Raw genomic sequence first — 15,822 nt, forward strand, 5'->3', positions numbered from 1 at the left:
ACTGGCGCGGAAAACCGCATCAACCGACGAAATCAGGAGAGTATGATCATGGCGAAAACAAAAGTCCTTCTTGTCGGCGAAAGCTGGGTGAGTTCGGCGACCCACTACAAGGGGTTCGACCAGTTCGGCAGCGTCACCTTTCACCTGGGCGCAACACCCCTGGTGGACGCTTTGAAGGGCAGCGAATTCGATCTCGACTACATGCCCGCCCATGAGGCCGTCGAGAAGCTGCCTTTCACCATGGAAGGGCTGTCGCAATACAGGGCGATCATCTTGTCCGACATTGGCGCGAATTCGCTCCTGCTCCACCCCGATGTCTGGCTCCACGGCAAAACGGTTCCCAACCGGCTCAAACTCCTGCGCGACTGGACGCTGGCCGGCGGCGGTCTGATCATGATCGGCGGCTATTTCAGCTTCCAGGGCATTGACGGCAAGGCGCGCTGGCATCGCACGGCGGTCGAGGAGGCGCTGCCGGTGACCTGCCTTCCCAATGATGACCGGCTCGAAATTCCGGAGGGCTTTCGTCCGGAGATCACCGGTTCCAGAGACCACCCGCTTTTTGCCGGCATCGAAGGCGAGTGGCCGCTGCTGCTCGGCGCCAACGAGGTCATCGCCCGCGATCGGGACGATGTCGAGGTGCTGGCACGGCTGCCGCAGGATCAGGGCGGCCATCCCCTGCTGGTCACCGGGCGCCATGGCGAAGGGCGCACGCTGGTCTGGACGTCGGACATCGGTCCTCACTGGCTGCCGAACAGTTTTGTCGAATGGCCCGGCTATGCGCGGCTTTGGACCAATGTGCTGCGCTGGGTCAGCAACGCCGCCTAGCCGATCCGCAATCGTCGGGGAACCCGTCATGACAGAGCCCTTTCTTGTCGTCAGAAACATCGCCAAGCGCTTCGGCGCGCTGACCGCGCTGGCAAATGTCGATCTGGAGATCCGCTCCGGCGAGGTGCTGGCGCTTCTCGGCGACAATGGCGCCGGCAAATCGACCTTCATCAAGATCCTGGCAGGCGCTCATCCGCCCAGTGATGGGGAGCTTGTCATCGAGGGCAATCCGGTAGCCTTCTCCTCGCCCAAGGATGCCGCGGCATCGGGGATCGCGACGATCTTTCAGGAACTGGCGCTTTCGGAGAACCTGTCGATTGCCGAAAACGTCTTTCTCGGCCGCGAATTGAAACGCTCCATTTTGGGCATTCCGTTCCTGAAGCGCAAAGAAATGCGACAGCGCGTCGACGGCCTGCTGAAGGAGCTCGATGCTCATATTTCCGATCCGGAAGCGCCCGTAGGCAGCCTGTCGGGCGGCCAACGCCAGGCCGTCGCAATCTGCCGGGCGCTCAATCTGAACGCCAGGCTGGTCATCATGGATGAGCCGACCGCGGCCCTTGCCGTTGCCGAAACGCGTAAGGTCCTGGCGCTGACACGGCGGCTTGCCGCGCGCGGCTGTGCCGTTGTGCTCATCAGCCACAACATTTCCGAAGTCTTCGAGGTTGCCGACCGCATCGTGGTGTTCCGGCGCGGCCGCAAGGTGGCCGAACGGCTGGCGGCCGAGACCGATCACGAGGAAGTCGTTTCGCTCATAACAGGCGCTCATCCCGACGTGCGGGCGCTTGAAAAAACAAACTGAAACGCACGTCATTTCCAGAGAGGTTCAAACAATGCTTTCACAGTTCAAGAAAGTGCTCGCCGCTTCCGCACTGTCACTCGCCATTGCAACCGCGGCGCATGCCGCGGACAAACACAAGGTCGCCTTCGTTCCGCAATTGATCGGCATCCCTTACTTCAACGCCATGGAAGCCGGCGGCAATCGCGCCGCCAAGGATCTCGGCGTCGACTTCATCTACTCGGGGCCCGTCGACACCAATCCGGTCGACCAGTTGCAGATCGTCCAGAACCTGATCGATCAGGGCGTCGAGGCAATCTCGGTCAGCGTCCTCGATGCGTCCAGCATCGCGCCCGTTGTCGAGAGCGCCAAGGCGAAGGGTATAAAACTGTTCACCAGCGACAGCGATGCACCTGACAGCGGCCGCGCGGTCTATGTCGCCCAGGCGACCGACGAAGGTCTCGGCACGACGATCATCGACGAACTCGTCAAGCGCGTTGGTGAGGACGCAACCATCGGTATCGTCTCCGGCGAAGCAACGGCGTCCAATCTCAATGCCTGGATCGGCTTCATGCAGAAAGAGGCCACCGGCAAATATCCGAAGCTGAAGCTGCTCGCGCCGCAATTCGCCGGCGGCACCGCTGAACGCGCCGCGCAAATATCAGGCGATCTGATGGCAGCCAACCCGGATGTCAAGGCCATCATCGCCGTCGCCTCCTCGACATGCCCGGGCGTTGCCCAGGCCATTGAAACCGCCGGCAAGATCGGCTCGGTCATCGGTGCCGGCTATTGCAGCCCGAACACGGCACGGTCCTACCTGAAGAGCGGCGCCTTCGGCTTCACCGTGCTCTGGGATCCCGAGCAACTCGGCTATCTCACGGTCTGGGCCGGCAAACAGCTGATCGACGGCAAGAGTTTCGAGGCGGAAAACAAGGTCGCCGGCCTGGAAAAGCCCGTCACCTATGATGCCGCCAAGGGCATTTTGCTTCTCGGGCCGCCGGCTGTCTTCACCAAAGACAATGTCGACAAGTTCAACTTCTGAGCTGTGACATGAACGCGGTGCGGCTGATTGGAGACGGTGTCTTCTCCATGAACGGGCGAGAGTGGTCTCTGCTTGTCGCCTGTTTGCTGGCGATCGTCATCTTTTCTGTCGCATCGCCGCACTACGCCACATCAGGCAATGCAGCCACGGTCCTGCGCAACAGCGTCGAACTGCTGCTGATCGGCCTTGGCATGACCTTGCTGCTCGCCATGGGCGGCATCGATGTCTCGATCGGCATCGTCATGGGCCTCGCGGCCATCGCAATCGGTCGAGTGCTTGGTGCCGACGGCAATCCGCTGCTGGCGATCGTTGTCGGCCCGCTGGTCGGCGCGCTGCTCGGCTGTGTCACAGCGGCCGTCGTCGTTCTCGGCCGCGTTCCGGCGATTGTCGGAACGCTCGGCCTGCTCGGCGTCTACCGCACCGCCGTCTTCGTACTTCTCGGAGGGCAATGGCTTTCGGGCCTGCCCTCGAGCCTTACAAATCTTCTTGCAACCAGCGTGCTCGGCGTCCCCGTCCCTGCCCTGGCGATTGCCGTTGCCTATCTGGCCGTCTGGCTGGCGCTGCGGCGAACTCCTTATGGGCTGCATCTGCTGGCGATCGGCAATTCGGAGGAAAAAGCGCGGCTTTCGGGTATCCCGGTGATCAAGGTCCGCTTCATCACCTTCGTCATCAGCGGCGTCCTGACTGGCATTGCCGCCACGTTCTACGTCGCCACCTACCGCAACGTGGAAATGACGATCGGCAGCACGCTGGCGCTCGATGCCATTGCCGCCGTCATTCTTGGCGGCACAAGCATATTGGGCGGCAGATGCAGCCTGATCGGCACCGTGCTCGGCGTGCTGCTTCTGAGAATCCTGCAGAACGGCCTGCTGTTGATCGGTGTCCCTTCCCTTTGGCAGCCTGTCGTCACCGGCGTTCTCATCATCGGCGTGCTTGGCTTCGAAGCTGTTTGCAACGGATTGCCACTCGGCAGATTTCAACGAGCCCGCGCATGAAAACGCTCCGCAACCTGCAGGGCCCGGCCCTTACCCTGGCTTTGCTCTGCGCGCTTTGGCTGATCGTCATTGTCGGCCTGCTGGCGCTCAAGCCCTCGGTCTACAATCTCGGCACCGTCACCACCATCCTTCAGTTCTCGACGATCCTCGCCCTGGTCGGCCTTGGACAAGGGCTGGTCATCATGGCCGGTGGCGCCGGCATCGACCTCTCGGTCGGCGGTGCGGTCTCGCTGTCCGCCATCGTCGCGATGCTTTGCCTCAAGCTGGGATTGCCGCCGGTCCTGCTGCCCGCCGTCTGCATCCTGGCCGGCGCGATGCTCGGTGCCTTGAACGGATGGCTGGTGAACGGGCTCGCCCTTCTCCCCTTTATCGCGACGCTCGGCACCTTCTTCGTCTATTCCGGCGCGGCACTTGCCGTCACCGGCGGTGCTGCCCAGGCGGGCGTGCCTCCATGGCTGCTTCTGTGGGGGCGCGGCGTCGTCATGGGCATTCCGATGCCCTTCCTCACCCTTGCCATCCCCTGCTTTGCGCTTGCCGGCCTGGTGCTGCTCTCGACCGCCTGGGGGCGCTGGATTTACGCCATGGGCTTCAACGAACGTTCGGCCAAACTGGTCGGCATACCGGTCGATCGCGTTCGCTTCATTCTCTACGTGCTGAGCGGTGCGCTTGCCGGCGCCGCGGGGCTCGTCTCGATCGCCTGGCTCGGCAGCGGCAGGCCCAATATCGGCCAGAACCTCGAACTTGAATCGCTGACTGCCGCCATGCTCGGAGGCATCGCCATCACCGGAGGGCGCGGTGGCGTCGGCGGCGTGTTCGCGGCCGTCCTGCTGCTGGTCACGCTCAAGACCGGCCTCCTGCAATTGAACATCAACACGGTCTGGCAGGTGGGGATTGTCGGCGCCCTTCTGGTTTTCGTCCTTCTCGCCGACCGACTTTCCCAACGTTGGAGATCATGATGCCGTCCATGGAAGAGATCATCGCCGCGCGCGTCGAGGCAAGTGCTGACCGTATCGTCGAAACATTGAGCGATCTCGTCGCTTTCCCCTCAATCGTAAAATCCAATCCGAAGGAGGCCGGCCCCGGCGAGCGTGATTGCCAGCTGTATCTGCAAAAGCGCATCGAGGCGCTCGGCTTCTCGACCGATCTGTGGGATCCGGACGGCCCGGCGCTCTACGAAAAATACAAGGGGCGTGCCGGCGCCAACAAGGGCAGAACGTTCGAGGGCAGACCCAATCTCGGCGGTGTCTTGAAAGGCACCGGCGGTGGGCGCTCCATCATGCTGACCGGCCATATCGACGTCGTCCCGCCGGGCGCTGCCGGACACTGGACAACCGACCCGTTCCAGCCCGTCCTCAAGGACGGATTTCTGCACGGTCGCGGCACGGTCGACATGAAAGGCGGCGTCGCCTGCATGCTGATGGCCGTCGAGATCCTGAAGGGACTCGACATTCCCTTGTCCGGAGATGTCGTCTTCACCACCGTCGTCGACGAGGAAATCGGCGGCATGGGGTCACTGGCCATGGTCGATCGCGGCTTTCACGCCGATGCCGGTATCATGACCGAACCGACGGCCAACAAGATCGCACCGCTCTGTCACGGCATCCTGTGGGGCAAGATCATCATTGACGGCATAGGCGGACATGCGGAGCTGACGCCGAATGCCTGGTATTCGAGCGGCCCGGTCGATGCCGTCCAGCTTTGCCGGCAAATCCTCGACGGCATCGACATCCTCAACCGGCGCTGGATGTTCGATCCCCGGAAGAACCATCCGTTGATGGATCTGCCGAACCAGATCATCGTCACCCAGATGAGTGCCGGCGAGCATCCCTCCTCGATGGCAGGTCGTGGTGAAATCATCATCGACGCGCAGTACCTGCCGAGCGAGCGTGACGAGTTCAAGCTGGGCGGCAACGTCAAGCGCGAAATCGAAGAACATATCGCCAATGTCTGCCAGGCAGACCCTTATCTTCGCCAGCACCCTGCCCGCGTCGAGTGGATCCTCGACGCCGACTGCGCCGAGATCCCGTCGGACAATCCCTTTGTCGGCGTCTTCCAGGAGGCCGTCAAAGAAGCCAATCTCTCGCCGGTCCTGAGTGGTTTTGGCGCGCACAGCGACATCGGCCTGCCGACCGGCCTCGGCAATACCCCAACCGTCAATTTCGGTCCCGGCGACCCTGCGCAGGCGCATCAGCCGAACGAACGCGTTTCGGTGCGCGATCTCGTCGACTGCACCAAGGCAATTGCAATTGCTGTCGAAAAATGGTGCCGCTAGCCTGGCAGCGGCAACATGAAGGGGACGGTTGGCAATGCGACGACGCAGCATGGGGCCATGGCCCTTCGACAGGAGCGTGCGGCGCTTCTGGTCATCGACAGGCGGCGGCACCCCCTCGAGTTCCCGCCATGCGGCAGGGTCTCGATCTTTGCCACGCCGCAGGATAGTGGCCGAGCTTGCGCCACTTCCTGGTGATGTCGTCGCGTTCTGACAGCAGGCGAACTTGCGCAAGAGATTGAGCTGAGCGCATGAGCAAGCCGTTCCTATAGCCGCCTCGGGCTCGCCGTCCGTTTACGGCGGATCAGTGTTGCAGCTGCCGGCAACCTGGTTGACCGCTTCGCCGAACCCGGCGAGGTCGAAATCGGCCTCGCCGCGTCCCGCCAGCAGCCCGAACCGCCATGAAAGCTGGAGCCGATTCGCGGCGACAAGGCGCCTGATGCCATCGGCGCCGTCGCGCACCAGCATCCGGCCGCGCGGCCCAACCGACCAGCTCTCATCGAACTTGCTGCCCTGGTCGACCGTGACCGACATGGTGATCTTGCGGCTGGCCGAGACGGCGTCGTTCAGTTGCAGCCATTCGGTCCAGTGCGGCTCGCCGTTTGCCCGGCAGGCAATCGTCAGGATCGGGCTGTAGCTCAAGGCGCCGCCGCCGGTGATCAGCTTGTTGGTGGCGTACACAGAAGCCTTGACCAGGCCGTCTTCGCCGGTTTCGAACCGCCAATTGTCAGTCACCGTTTCGGCCTGGGCAATGCCGCAGACAGAGACAAGGACCAGCGCAATTGCTGCAGCGTATCCCAATTCGACGAACAGTCTCAACACGCCCTCCAACAACCAAGCGGCTTGCAATAGAAGCGCAGATAATGATCAAAGCTTGGTCGCCACAGGCCATAGCTCGCGAAGCGTGCCGGCTGTTGCAGTTTGGCAACGAAAAAGGCCGCCTCGAGGGCGGCCTTTCCTGTTTCAGCGGAGCGCTGGTGTTATTCGGCGTCCTTGCCGGCTTTCTTCTTCGGCGCGGCCTTCTTCTTGGGCTCTTCCGCGTCGTCGGCCTTCTTGTCGTCGGCCTTCTTGGCGGCGGCTTTGTTCGCCGGCTTCGCCTTAGCGGTGTCGTCCTCCTCGTCGTCGGCCATCAGCTCTTCCTTGCTGACCTTGACGTCGGTGACCGAAATCTGACCGAGCAGATGGTCGACCACCTTTTCCTCGAACATCGGCGCCCGCAGCGTGTTCAACGCTTCCGGGTTGTTGCGGTAGAACTCGAAGACTTCCTGCTGCTGATTGCCTGGATAGCGGCGCACCTGCTCGAACAGGCCGCGCTGCAGCTCTTCGTCCGATACGGTCACGCCGGCCTTCTCGCCGATTTCAGCCAGCACCAGGCCGAGGCGCACGCGGCGCTCGGCAAGCCGCAGATACTCGGCACGCGCCTCTTCTTCCGTCGTCTCTTCGTCGGCAAAGGTGCGTCCGGCTGCTTCCAGGTCACGATTGACCTGCGCCCAGATGTTGTTGAACTCGGCGTCGACGAGCTTCGACGGTGCCTCGAACGAGTAGGACGCGTCGAGCTGGTCGAGCAGCTGGCGCTTGACCTTCTGGCGCGTCATGGCGCCGAACTGGTTCTCGATCTGGCCGCGCACGACGTCGCGCAGGCGCTCCAGCGACTCCAGGCCGAGGTTCTTGGCGGTCTCGTCGTTGATTTCCAGCGCGCCGGGCTGGGATACTTCCTTGACGGTGACGTCGAAGGTCGCTTCCTTGCCGGCCAGATGCGCGGCCTGGTAGTTTTCCGGGAAAGTCACGGTGACCTGCTTTTCGTCACCAGCCTTGGCGCCGACCAGCTGATCCTCGAAGCCGGGGATGAATTCCTTCGAACCCAGCACCAGGGGCTGATCGGTGCCGGCGCCGCCATTGAAGGCTTCGCCGTCGATCTTGCCGACATAGTCGATGGTGACGCGGTCGCCATTGGCGGCCTTGCCGGTCTTCGGCTCGTAGCTGCGCGCCGATTCGGCAACGCGCTGGACCTGCTCGTCGATCTCGGCATCAGGCACGTCGAACACCTGGCGTGTCACCTTGATGTCGGAAAAGTCCTTGATCTCGATCGCCGGGATGATCTCGTAGTTGAGGCGGAATTCGAAGTCGGCGCCGCCGGCCAGGATCTTCTCGGCTTCCTTCTCGTCCTCGGTCATGATGACTTCGGGCTGCATGGCAGCCTTTTCACCACGCCCGGTAATGATCGAACGGGTCGAATCATTGAGGATTTCGTTGACCACTTCGGCCATGAACGACTTGCCGTAGACCTTGCGCAGGTGCTGCACCGGCACCTTGCCTGGACGGAAGCCGTTGATGCGGACCTTGTTGCGGGCATCCGAAAGCCGCGCCATCAGCTTGGCTTCCATGTCACCGGCCGGCACGGTGATCTTGATCTCTCGCTTGAGACCGGAGTTGAGCGTTTCGGTGACCTGCATCGTAAAACCTTTGTTTTCACCAATGAGACTGCCACGGCCTCTGCCGTTCACAGCCTGCCGGTATATTCTTGCCGGGAATGGCTTTTGGTACGGAACCTGGCGATTTGACCGAAAACCCGGCTCAAACTCTTCCAAACTGCGTTCCAAAATGTGAATAAGTTCTTGTTTTTCCTACTTCTTATCACATTCTGCAGAAGCGGATCGTCGCGTCCCGTCACATTTGACACGCCTTTTGTCACAGGCGAGGCCAATTTTCAACAGTCTTCGCATTCCGGCGAATAACCAGCATTCGGGCCTGACCCACATCTTGTCGCCGACCCACATCTTGTCTCTGACATTGACAGAATGATGGCTACATGGGATTGCCGACCCATGCGGATGTGGCGGAACTGGTAGACGCCCTGGATTTAGGTTCCAGTGCCGAAAGGCGTGGGGGTTCGAGTCCCTTCATCCGCACCACCCTTCGCTCTTCGAGCTTCGGGTGGCGGGCCACCCGAAGCTCGTTAGACGAAGGAGTGTCCCCCGAAGCCTTGGCGAAGGAGGACCAGCGCCGTTCAGGCTGCGATCGGATTGAGCTTCAGATGCTGGATCAGGATAATGGTCTTGGCGTCGAGGATACGGCCCTCGGCGATGCCGGCCAGTGCCTCGTCGAGCGGCATTTCCAGAACCTCGATGTCCTCGCCCTCTTCCTGCGCGCCGCCGCCAGCCGAGATCCGGTCGGCGGGTGAATAACGGGCGATGAAGAACCAGAGCCGTTCGGTGACGCTGCCGGGGCTCATATAGGGCGAAAACAGCCGCTCGATATCCTTCAAGCGGTAACCAAGCTCTTCCTCGGCTTCCTTGCGGATGGCGGTCTCCGGATCGTTTTCGTCCAACAGGCCGGCACAGGCCTCGATCAGCGGTTCGCGATGACCGGTCACATAGGCGGGATAGCGGAACTGGCGCACCAGAAGCACGGTCGAACGCAAGGGGTCGTAGGGCAGGATCACCGCGCCGTCGCCGCGATCATACGTCTGGCGGATTTGCGTCTCCCACTGACCGTCGCGCCGGCGGTAGTCGAGGACGGTCTTCTTCAAGACGGCCCAGTCGTCGGAGAGGATTTCCTCCGAACGGACGCGAATACGATCTTCCATCGTGGTCTCCATGCGAAAGCGCATCGCGCTTATGCTCCTGTTTTATGCATGTCGTTCTCCCAAAACCGGAGCCACTTTTGGGCGACATGCTTGGCCGAGGCGTAGCCGCGAACCGGCATTTCGGCAATCCCGTCACTGATTGGTCCAGAAGCCCTTTCACCGCCTCGTGTCTGGCGAAGGCGCCATCGGTCGCCTAAATAGCTGCGAACCTCCCGGAGTTTCTCATGACAGCGTCGCTTTTCCAGCCGATCACCCTCGACGGCCTCACCTTCCCCAACCGCATCGCCGTCGCGCCGATGTGCCAGTATTCCGCCGAGGACGGCTCGGCCAGTGACTGGCATCTCCATCACTGGATGAACCTCGCAATGTCCGGCGCCGGCATGGTCACGGTCGAGATGACCGATGTCGAGCGGCGCGGGCGTATCACCCATGGCTGCCTCGGCCTTTACTCCGAAGACAATGAAGCGTCCGCCCGCCGCGCGCTGGACGCCGCACGACGCGTCGCCGCACCCGGCACGAAATTCGGCTCCCAACTCGCCCATGCCGGCCGCAAGGCTTCGAACCGCAAGCCGTGGGAGGGCGGCGGGCCACTGCAGCCAAACGAGGATCCCTGGCAGACCGTTTCCGCCTCGGCCATCCCCTACGATACCGGCTGGAACGTGCCGCACGCACTGGAGGACGAGGAGATCCTCCAGCTGATCGAGCACTTCGCCGAGGCCGCAAGGCGGGCCGAACGCGCCGGCTTCGATTTCATCGAACTGCACGCAGCGCATGGCTATCTGATCTTCCAGTTCCTGTCGCCATTGTCCAACCAGCGCATGGACCGCTGGGGTGGCTCGCTGGAAAACCGCATGCGTCTTGCCGTCGAAATCGCCAAGGCGGTGCGCAAGGCGGTGCCAAAGCTGATGCTCGGCGCAAGGCTGTCGGTGAAGGACTGGGTTGACGGCGGCTTCGACGTGGCGGACGCGATCGAAGTGGCCAAAGCACTCAAGGACGAGGGCGTTGCCTATCTCTGCTGCTCGAGTGGCGGCAATTCGCCGTTGCAGAAATTGCCCACCGGCCCCGGCTATCAGGTGCATCTGGCGGAGGCCGTGCGCAAGGGTGCTGATATTCCGACCCGTGCGGTCGGCCTGATCGACGATCCGAAGCAGGCCGAAACGATCCTCACCGAGGGCCGCGCCGACATGGTGGCGCTGGCGCGCGCCTTCCTGGCCGATCCGCGCTGGGGGTGGCGTGCGGCGGCGACGTTCAGCGAGACGATCCACCCGGCGCCACAGCTTGCCCGTTCGGTGACCACGATGCAGCACTGGATGAAGGCTGCGGGCTGATCGGTCCGCGCTCCGGACACAGCGCGCCCCTCCTGACCCCAGATGGCTTGACGGTGTTTCGCTGCTATTCCGTCCGCAAGCTGTTGCGTGGAGCGAGGCCGCGGCGGGCGCGTTCGGGCGGCATTCTTGCCGGTTGCGGCGCTGGCCGCAGGTGTAGAGTCTTCAAACAGCCTCTGAGACGTTTGGGCGCAGGCTGACGGCCATGGTTGCAACCAAATTGGCTGCTTTGCGTTGCGGCCATGATGGACAACAAACCTTTTGAAGTGCCGGTCGTCGTCGAACTTGGCCACGTCGGCAAATATCGCCACATCCGCAGTGCCCAGGAGGCCGCGGAGTGCCTGATGACGGTGTGGCCGCTCAATCGCGGTCCGCGCCATCGTGATGCCCTCGACACTTGCCTCAAAGTGCTGGAAGGTTATCGTTCGACAGCAGATGCGCGCCGGGCGCTGATTGAAGCCGCCAAGGAATCGGAAGTGCTGGTGCCCGACGACAGACTGCCCGACGACCGGCTGCATTGAGCAGACGGACCTTTCAACCGGAGGTTTTCCATGGCGAAGCTGACTTACAAGATCGTCGAGCATGACGGCGGCTGGGCCTACAAGGTCGGAGCGACCTTTTCCGAGACGTTCCCCACGCATCAGGACGCATTGCGCGCGGCCGAAATCGCCTCGGCCGAGCAACAGGTCGCCGGAGCGACAGACGGCATCCAGTATGAGGATGCCGAAGGCAAATGGCACGAGGAACTGGCCGACGGCCGCGACCGGCCGCAGACAGAAGTCTCAGATTAATTCTGGTAATTTTTATCGGGCAGGCAAGGCGCCGGCCGCGGGCATCGAGAAGGTCCGCGGCCGGCAGCTACCCGTGGCATCATTTGCCGCAATACTGATCGTTGACGTTCCCCTGGGCATTCGCATCGGGGCCGGGCGTGTGATCGGCACATGGGCCAATAGCTCCGGTGTTACCCAAGGTGTTCAACCCGGAGCCATCTGCATTGATGCTGCCGGTGGTGTTGGGATCGACAGTCGTTTGGTCTTCATTGCCGAACAGCCACCAGCTGTGGTTTGAATAGGTGCTATCCGACGACTGCGCCATCGCCGATGTGGCGAGACCAATCGTCAGGACGGATGCTGCTAGAAGTTTGGTGTACATTTTGGATTACTCCATATCTCATCGTCTGTGTCGTCTTGGGAGCGACACAGGTGAAACCCGTCAATCAACCGATGGTTCCTTGAAATTGTCGTGAAGCTGGCTGGGTGTCGGATCGGAGAATGCACGGATCGCAAGGCGTTTGATGAAGGCGATGACCCGTTCAGGCTCGTTGAATTGCGGCCTGTGGCGAGCCCTTCGACGGATTCGAAATCAAGCCTGTCGATCCTGCTTCGCATCGGATCGCCGTGGGTACGGATGTCGATAACGCGGTCGGCCGTTCCGAAAAGAATGCCGGCCGGCATGGCGATCTCGCCATGCTATCCCGACATATAGGTGCAGCTTGTTCGCCGCTCGAGCGGCATTGCGGCCGCTGCCGTGCCGCGCTATCTCAGGCCACCTGTCATGCCGGAGCCTTCCATGCCTGAAATCGTGACCGCCGCCATGCTCGTCATCGGCGATGAGATTCTGTCCGGCCGCACCAAGGACAAGAACATCGGCCATCTCGCCGACATCATGACGGCGATCGGCATCGACCTCAAGGAAGTGCGCATAGTCCCTGACGAGGAAGACGAGATCATCGCGGCGGTGAATGCCGTGCGCGCGCGCTACACTTATGTGTTCACCACCGGCGGCATTGGTCCGACGCATGACGACATCACGGCCGATTCCATTTCCAAGGCTTTTGGCGTGCCTTGCGAATATGATGCCCGGGCCTATGCGATGCTGGAAGCAAGCTATGCCGCGCGCGGCATCGAATACACGCAGGCCCGCAAGCGCATGGCACGGATGCCGCGCGGCGCCGATCTCATCGACAATCCGGTGTCGGTCGCGCCTGGCTTCCGCATCGGCAATGTCCACGTCATGGCTGGCGTGCCATCGATTTTCCAGGCCATGCTCGACAATGTCGTGCCGACGCTGAAGGCCGGCACGAAGATGCTTTCGGCGACCGTGCCCTGCCCGTTCGGCGAAGGCCTCATCGGCGGGCCGCTGGGTGATATCCAGAAAGCGCATCCGGATACGATCATCGGCTCCTATCCGAAATATGGCGATGGCAAGTTCTGGACCGAGCTGGTCGTGCGTGCCCGCAGCCAGCAGGCGCTGGACGCCGCCCGCGCCGATGTCGAGGCCATGGTCGCCGGCTTCGCCAGCAATCCCGGCTGATCTGGTCCAGGCCGGAACAAAGCACGACGCTGCAACGTTTCCCCGGCACGAGTTCGCCAGCTCGTAAATTGAGGGATTGTCATGCGATTCAAAACCATCGTCGCCATTCTGCAGAACGAGCAGGACGCCGAGCGCGTGCTCGACTGCGCCATTCCGCTCGCCACCCGGTTCCAGAGCCATCTGGTCGGCATCCACGCCGAAACGCTTCCCGTGCCCTACACCTCTGCCACAGGCTTTCCCGACACCGAATTCCTGCAGGTTTCGGCAGATATGAACCGGGAACGGGCCGAGAAGTTGAGGACGCTGTTTCTCAGGCATATCGAGGATTCCGGTCTTTCCTTCGAGTGGCGAAGCCTCGAGAGTTTTTCGGGTGACAGCGCGCTGACCGGGATTTCGAGCGTGCGGGCCGCCGACCTGATCATAGCGGCGCAGCGCGAAACGGGCGGCGATTCCAGCGCGGACGTAGACACGCTGGTCTACGATGCCGGTCGGCCGGTGCTGGTGGTGCCGCACGAGGGTCCGCTGATCACCACCTTCAAACGCGTCTTGCTCGCCTGGAACGGCAGCAAGGAAGCGGCGCGCGCCGCCTTCGACGCGCTGCCCTTCATCATCGAAGCCGAGAAGACCGACATATTGGTTATCGACCCTCCTGAAACGCTCGACGACAGCCCGGAGGCCGCCGGCGCCGAAATCGCGTCGGCGCTATCGCGCCACGGCGCCACCGTCAGCGTCTCGGTGCAGCAATCGGGCGGCAGTTCGGTCGATGACATCATCCAGACCAGGATCGCGGAAACCGGCGCCGATCTACTGGTGCTCGGCGCCTACAGCCACTCATGGCTGCGTCAGCTTCTGTTCGGCGGTGTGACGCGCAGCGTGCTGCGCACCGCGCCGGTGGCAGCCTTCCTGTCGCGGTAAGTCCACAGCGATCGCTCGCCCTTGCCCTTGCCAAGGCCCCTGCTCTTGCCAAGATGGGGGCTTTCCAGCTAATTCCGCGCGCATTCCCCTGTTATCTTGCGCGCGATCCCCGCGTGCTGTGGAGTGCGCGACATGTCCCTTCCCGAAAAAGCCTTTCCGGTCTCCTGGGACCAGTTCCATCGCGACGCTCGCGCGCTCGCCTGGCGGCTTGCCGGCGCCAATAAGGGGCAATGGAAAGCGATCGTCTGCATCACGCGAGGCGGGCTGGTACCGGCGGCGATCATTTCGCGTGAACTTGGCATCCGCGTCATCGAGACGGTCTGCGTCGCCTCCTATCACGACTATACAAGCCAGGGGCAGTTGCAGGTCCTCAAGGAGATCACCCCCGCCCTGCTCGACGAAGATGGCGCCGGCGTGCTGATCATCGACGACCTCACCGACACCGGCAAGACGGCGGGCATCGTGCGCGCGATGATGCCCAAGGCGCATTTCGCCACCGTTTATGCCAAGCCGAAAGGCAGGCCGCTGGTCGATACTTTCGTCACGGAAGTCAGCCAGGACACCTGGATCTATTTCCCTTGGGACATGGGCTTCACCTACCAGAAGCCGATCGCCGACGACCACGCAGGCTGATTCGCAATAACCTGCCTGTTACAGACCAGCAGCTTGCACCGGGCATGATTTGCTTTCGCAAACAGGTCCGGCAGGGCCGGATATTTTGCGAAATCGACGTCTATTGGCGGAAATCGGCCAAGCGAATGAAATTTTTTACTTTTATTGCCGACAATTAGCCGTAAGATTCGTGAGACGGCAAACGATTCCGGAGGCTGGGGCTAGCTTCTTCGATGTTGACGAGGCCAACGACACACAATCATCTGGCCGAAAGGGTCCGACGGCTCTTCGGCACGGCGCCGTGCCGCCTGCAGGTTGCCGCCCTGCCCTGGCGCGACACGGGAGACGACGTCGAAATCATGTTGATCACCAGCCGCGATACCGGCCGCTGGGTTTTGCCCAAGGGCTGGCCAGAGGCCAGGGAGCCGCTCTGCGAGGCCGCGGCGCGCGAAGCCGGCGAGGAGGCCGGGTTGCGCGGCCGTGTCTCTCATCTTGAAGCCGGCCGTTATTTTTACGCCAAGGTACTGGCTTCCGGCGAAGAAGTGCCGTGCGAGGTCCTGGTGTTTCCACTGCATGTCGACAAAGTCGCGGACCGCTGGAAGGAAAAACACTCACGCACCCGCAAATGGGTCCGTGCAAGCGAAGCGGTGCGCATGGTCAACGAACCCGACCTTTGCCAGATCATCGCCTATTTCTGCGCCGACCCGCACAGCTTCTCCTGACGGGCGGCCACACCGCGCTCTTTGCAAAACGGGACTGGCTTGCAAAGGCCAGACACGCGTTGCGCGCATCGACATGAATGCTTTGCTAAGGAATCAAGGGTAGGATTCGGCAGCTCTGGTATTTTGATCGATGGCGAATCCCGCAAATCCAACTCCAAACGAGTCCGACGAGCCCCAGCGCGAGCATCGTCCGCGCGTGCTCAAGGGCGGGTCGATCATCACCGGAATTTCGAATTCGGAAGTCGGCTGCACGGTGCGCAATCAACACGAAGGCGGCGCCGAACTGAAGGTACCGCTGGAAGCCCGGGTTCCCGATCGCTTCCTTCTCTATGTCCCGCTCGACGGCGTCGCTTACCGGTGCGAGGTCCGCTGGCGCCGCAATGACCGCATCGGCGTGCAGTTCACTGGCATCGAGCCAAAACCAAAGCTGCATTACGGCTGAT

General features: G+C 62.1%; 18 protein-coding genes and 1 tRNA gene. 15 read left to right on the forward strand and 4 right to left on the reverse strand.

Annotation, left to right across the window (positions count from 1 at the left end):
• Nucleotides 1-48: 48 nt before the first annotated feature.
• From EOA16_RS19055 to EOA16_RS19080, 6 genes are read left to right on the forward strand one after another with little or no spacing between them, the layout of a single operon-like run.
• Nucleotides 49-825 carry a glutamine amidotransferase gene (locus tag EOA16_RS19055; protein WP_127259659.1) on the forward strand — a complete coding sequence of 259 codons (777 nt, stop codon included), beginning with the start codon at nt 49-51 and terminating at the stop codon, nt 823-825.
• A gap of 28 nt (nt 826-853) precedes the next feature.
• Complete coding sequence (locus tag EOA16_RS19060) at nt 854-1,624, forward strand: ATP-binding cassette domain-containing protein (RefSeq protein WP_127259660.1); 771 nt, start codon at nt 854-856, stop codon at nt 1,622-1,624.
• A gap of 31 nt (nt 1,625-1,655) precedes the next feature.
• On the forward strand, nt 1,656-2,642 hold the full coding sequence (locus tag EOA16_RS19065; protein WP_127259661.1) for an autoinducer 2 ABC transporter substrate-binding protein: 987 nt from the start codon (nt 1,656-1,658) through the stop codon (nt 2,640-2,642).
• Between the two features lie 8 nt (nt 2,643-2,650).
• On the forward strand, nt 2,651-3,637 hold the full coding sequence (locus EOA16_RS19070) for an ABC transporter permease (protein ID WP_127259662.1): 987 nt from the start codon (nt 2,651-2,653) through the stop codon (nt 3,635-3,637).
• Nucleotides 3,634-4,593, forward strand: coding sequence for an ABC transporter permease (locus tag EOA16_RS19075; RefSeq protein WP_127259663.1), 960 nt, complete (start codon nt 3,634-3,636; stop codon nt 4,591-4,593). The genes EOA16_RS19070 and EOA16_RS19075 overlap by 4 nt, the downstream gene beginning before the upstream one ends.
• Nucleotides 4,593-5,909 carry an ArgE/DapE family deacylase gene (locus EOA16_RS19080; RefSeq protein ID WP_127259664.1) on the forward strand — a complete coding sequence of 439 codons (1,317 nt, stop codon included), beginning with the start codon at nt 4,593-4,595 and terminating at the stop codon, nt 5,907-5,909. The genes EOA16_RS19075 and EOA16_RS19080 overlap by 1 nt, the downstream gene beginning before the upstream one ends.
• Nucleotides 5,910-6,200: 291 nt before the next feature.
• Here EOA16_RS19080 and EOA16_RS19085 read toward each other — a convergent pair whose 3' ends face one another.
• A complete protein-coding gene (locus EOA16_RS19085) occupies nt 6,201-6,725 on the reverse strand; it encodes a hypothetical protein (RefSeq protein ID WP_127259665.1) in 525 nt (174 codons plus the stop codon).
• Nucleotides 6,726-6,886: 161 nt separating this feature from the next.
• Nucleotides 6,887-8,359 (reverse strand): trigger factor, encoded by a 1,473-nt coding sequence (gene tig / locus EOA16_RS19090; protein WP_127259666.1) that lies wholly within the window; start codon nt 8,357-8,359, stop codon nt 6,887-6,889.
• A gap of 374 nt (nt 8,360-8,733) precedes the next feature.
• Here tig and EOA16_RS19095 point away from each other — a divergent pair.
• A tRNA-Leu gene (locus EOA16_RS19095) sits at nt 8,734-8,818 on the forward strand.
• A 95-nt stretch (nt 8,819-8,913) separates the two neighbouring features.
• On the opposite strand, the gene EOA16_RS19100 is transcribed toward EOA16_RS19095, so the two are convergent.
• The gene (locus EOA16_RS19100; RefSeq protein WP_127259667.1) at nt 8,914-9,492 is read right to left on the reverse strand and encodes an NUDIX domain-containing protein; all 579 of its coding nucleotides are present in this window, start codon (nt 9,490-9,492) and stop codon (nt 8,914-8,916) included.
• A gap of 224 nt (nt 9,493-9,716) precedes the next feature.
• Between EOA16_RS19100 and EOA16_RS19105 the strand changes: the two genes are divergently transcribed.
• The 3 genes from EOA16_RS19105 (at nt 9,717) to EOA16_RS19115 (ending at nt 11,608) form a co-directional block, all read left to right on the forward strand.
• Complete coding sequence (locus EOA16_RS19105) at nt 9,717-10,820, forward strand: NADH:flavin oxidoreductase/NADH oxidase (protein ID WP_127259668.1); 1,104 nt, start codon at nt 9,717-9,719, stop codon at nt 10,818-10,820.
• Nucleotides 10,821-11,059: 239 nt separating this feature from the next.
• On the forward strand, nt 11,060-11,338 hold the full coding sequence (locus EOA16_RS19110) for a DUF982 domain-containing protein (RefSeq protein ID WP_013532012.1): 279 nt from the start codon (nt 11,060-11,062) through the stop codon (nt 11,336-11,338).
• A 30-nt stretch (nt 11,339-11,368) separates the two neighbouring features.
• Nucleotides 11,369-11,608, forward strand: a complete 240-nt coding sequence (locus tag EOA16_RS19115; protein WP_013532013.1) for a DUF2188 domain-containing protein — start codon at nt 11,369-11,371, stop codon at nt 11,606-11,608.
• Between the two features lie 79 nt (nt 11,609-11,687).
• Here EOA16_RS19115 and EOA16_RS19120 read toward each other — a convergent pair whose 3' ends face one another.
• The gene (locus tag EOA16_RS19120; RefSeq protein WP_127259669.1) at nt 11,688-11,969 is read right to left on the reverse strand and encodes a hypothetical protein; all 282 of its coding nucleotides are present in this window, start codon (nt 11,967-11,969) and stop codon (nt 11,688-11,690) included.
• 417 nt (nt 11,970-12,386) lie between these two features.
• Here EOA16_RS19120 and EOA16_RS19130 point away from each other — a divergent pair, with 417 nt between their 5' ends.
• The 5 genes from EOA16_RS19130 (at nt 12,387) to EOA16_RS19150 (ending at nt 15,821) form a co-directional block, all read left to right on the forward strand.
• Nucleotides 12,387-13,130, forward strand: a complete 744-nt coding sequence (locus EOA16_RS19130; protein ID WP_127259670.1) for a competence/damage-inducible protein A — start codon at nt 12,387-12,389, stop codon at nt 13,128-13,130.
• Between the two features lie 81 nt (nt 13,131-13,211).
• Complete coding sequence (locus EOA16_RS19135; protein WP_023810436.1) at nt 13,212-14,045, forward strand: universal stress protein; 834 nt, start codon at nt 13,212-13,214, stop codon at nt 14,043-14,045.
• Nucleotides 14,046-14,177: 132 nt separating this feature from the next.
• The gene (gpt, locus tag EOA16_RS19140) at nt 14,178-14,678 is read left to right on the forward strand and encodes a xanthine phosphoribosyltransferase (RefSeq protein ID WP_127259671.1); all 501 of its coding nucleotides are present in this window, start codon (nt 14,178-14,180) and stop codon (nt 14,676-14,678) included.
• 212 nt (nt 14,679-14,890) lie between these two features.
• Nucleotides 14,891-15,379, forward strand: coding sequence for an NUDIX hydrolase (locus EOA16_RS19145; protein WP_127259672.1), 489 nt, complete (start codon nt 14,891-14,893; stop codon nt 15,377-15,379).
• 130 nt (nt 15,380-15,509) lie between these two features.
• Complete coding sequence (locus tag EOA16_RS19150) at nt 15,510-15,821, forward strand: PilZ domain-containing protein (RefSeq protein WP_127259673.1); 312 nt, start codon at nt 15,510-15,512, stop codon at nt 15,819-15,821.
• The last annotated feature ends 1 nt before the right edge of the window (nt 15,822 follow it).

It is taken from the genome of Mesorhizobium sp. M7A.F.Ca.US.008.03.1.1 (assembly GCF_003997495.1).
Lineage (GTDB): Bacteria > Pseudomonadota > Alphaproteobacteria > Rhizobiales > Rhizobiaceae > Mesorhizobium.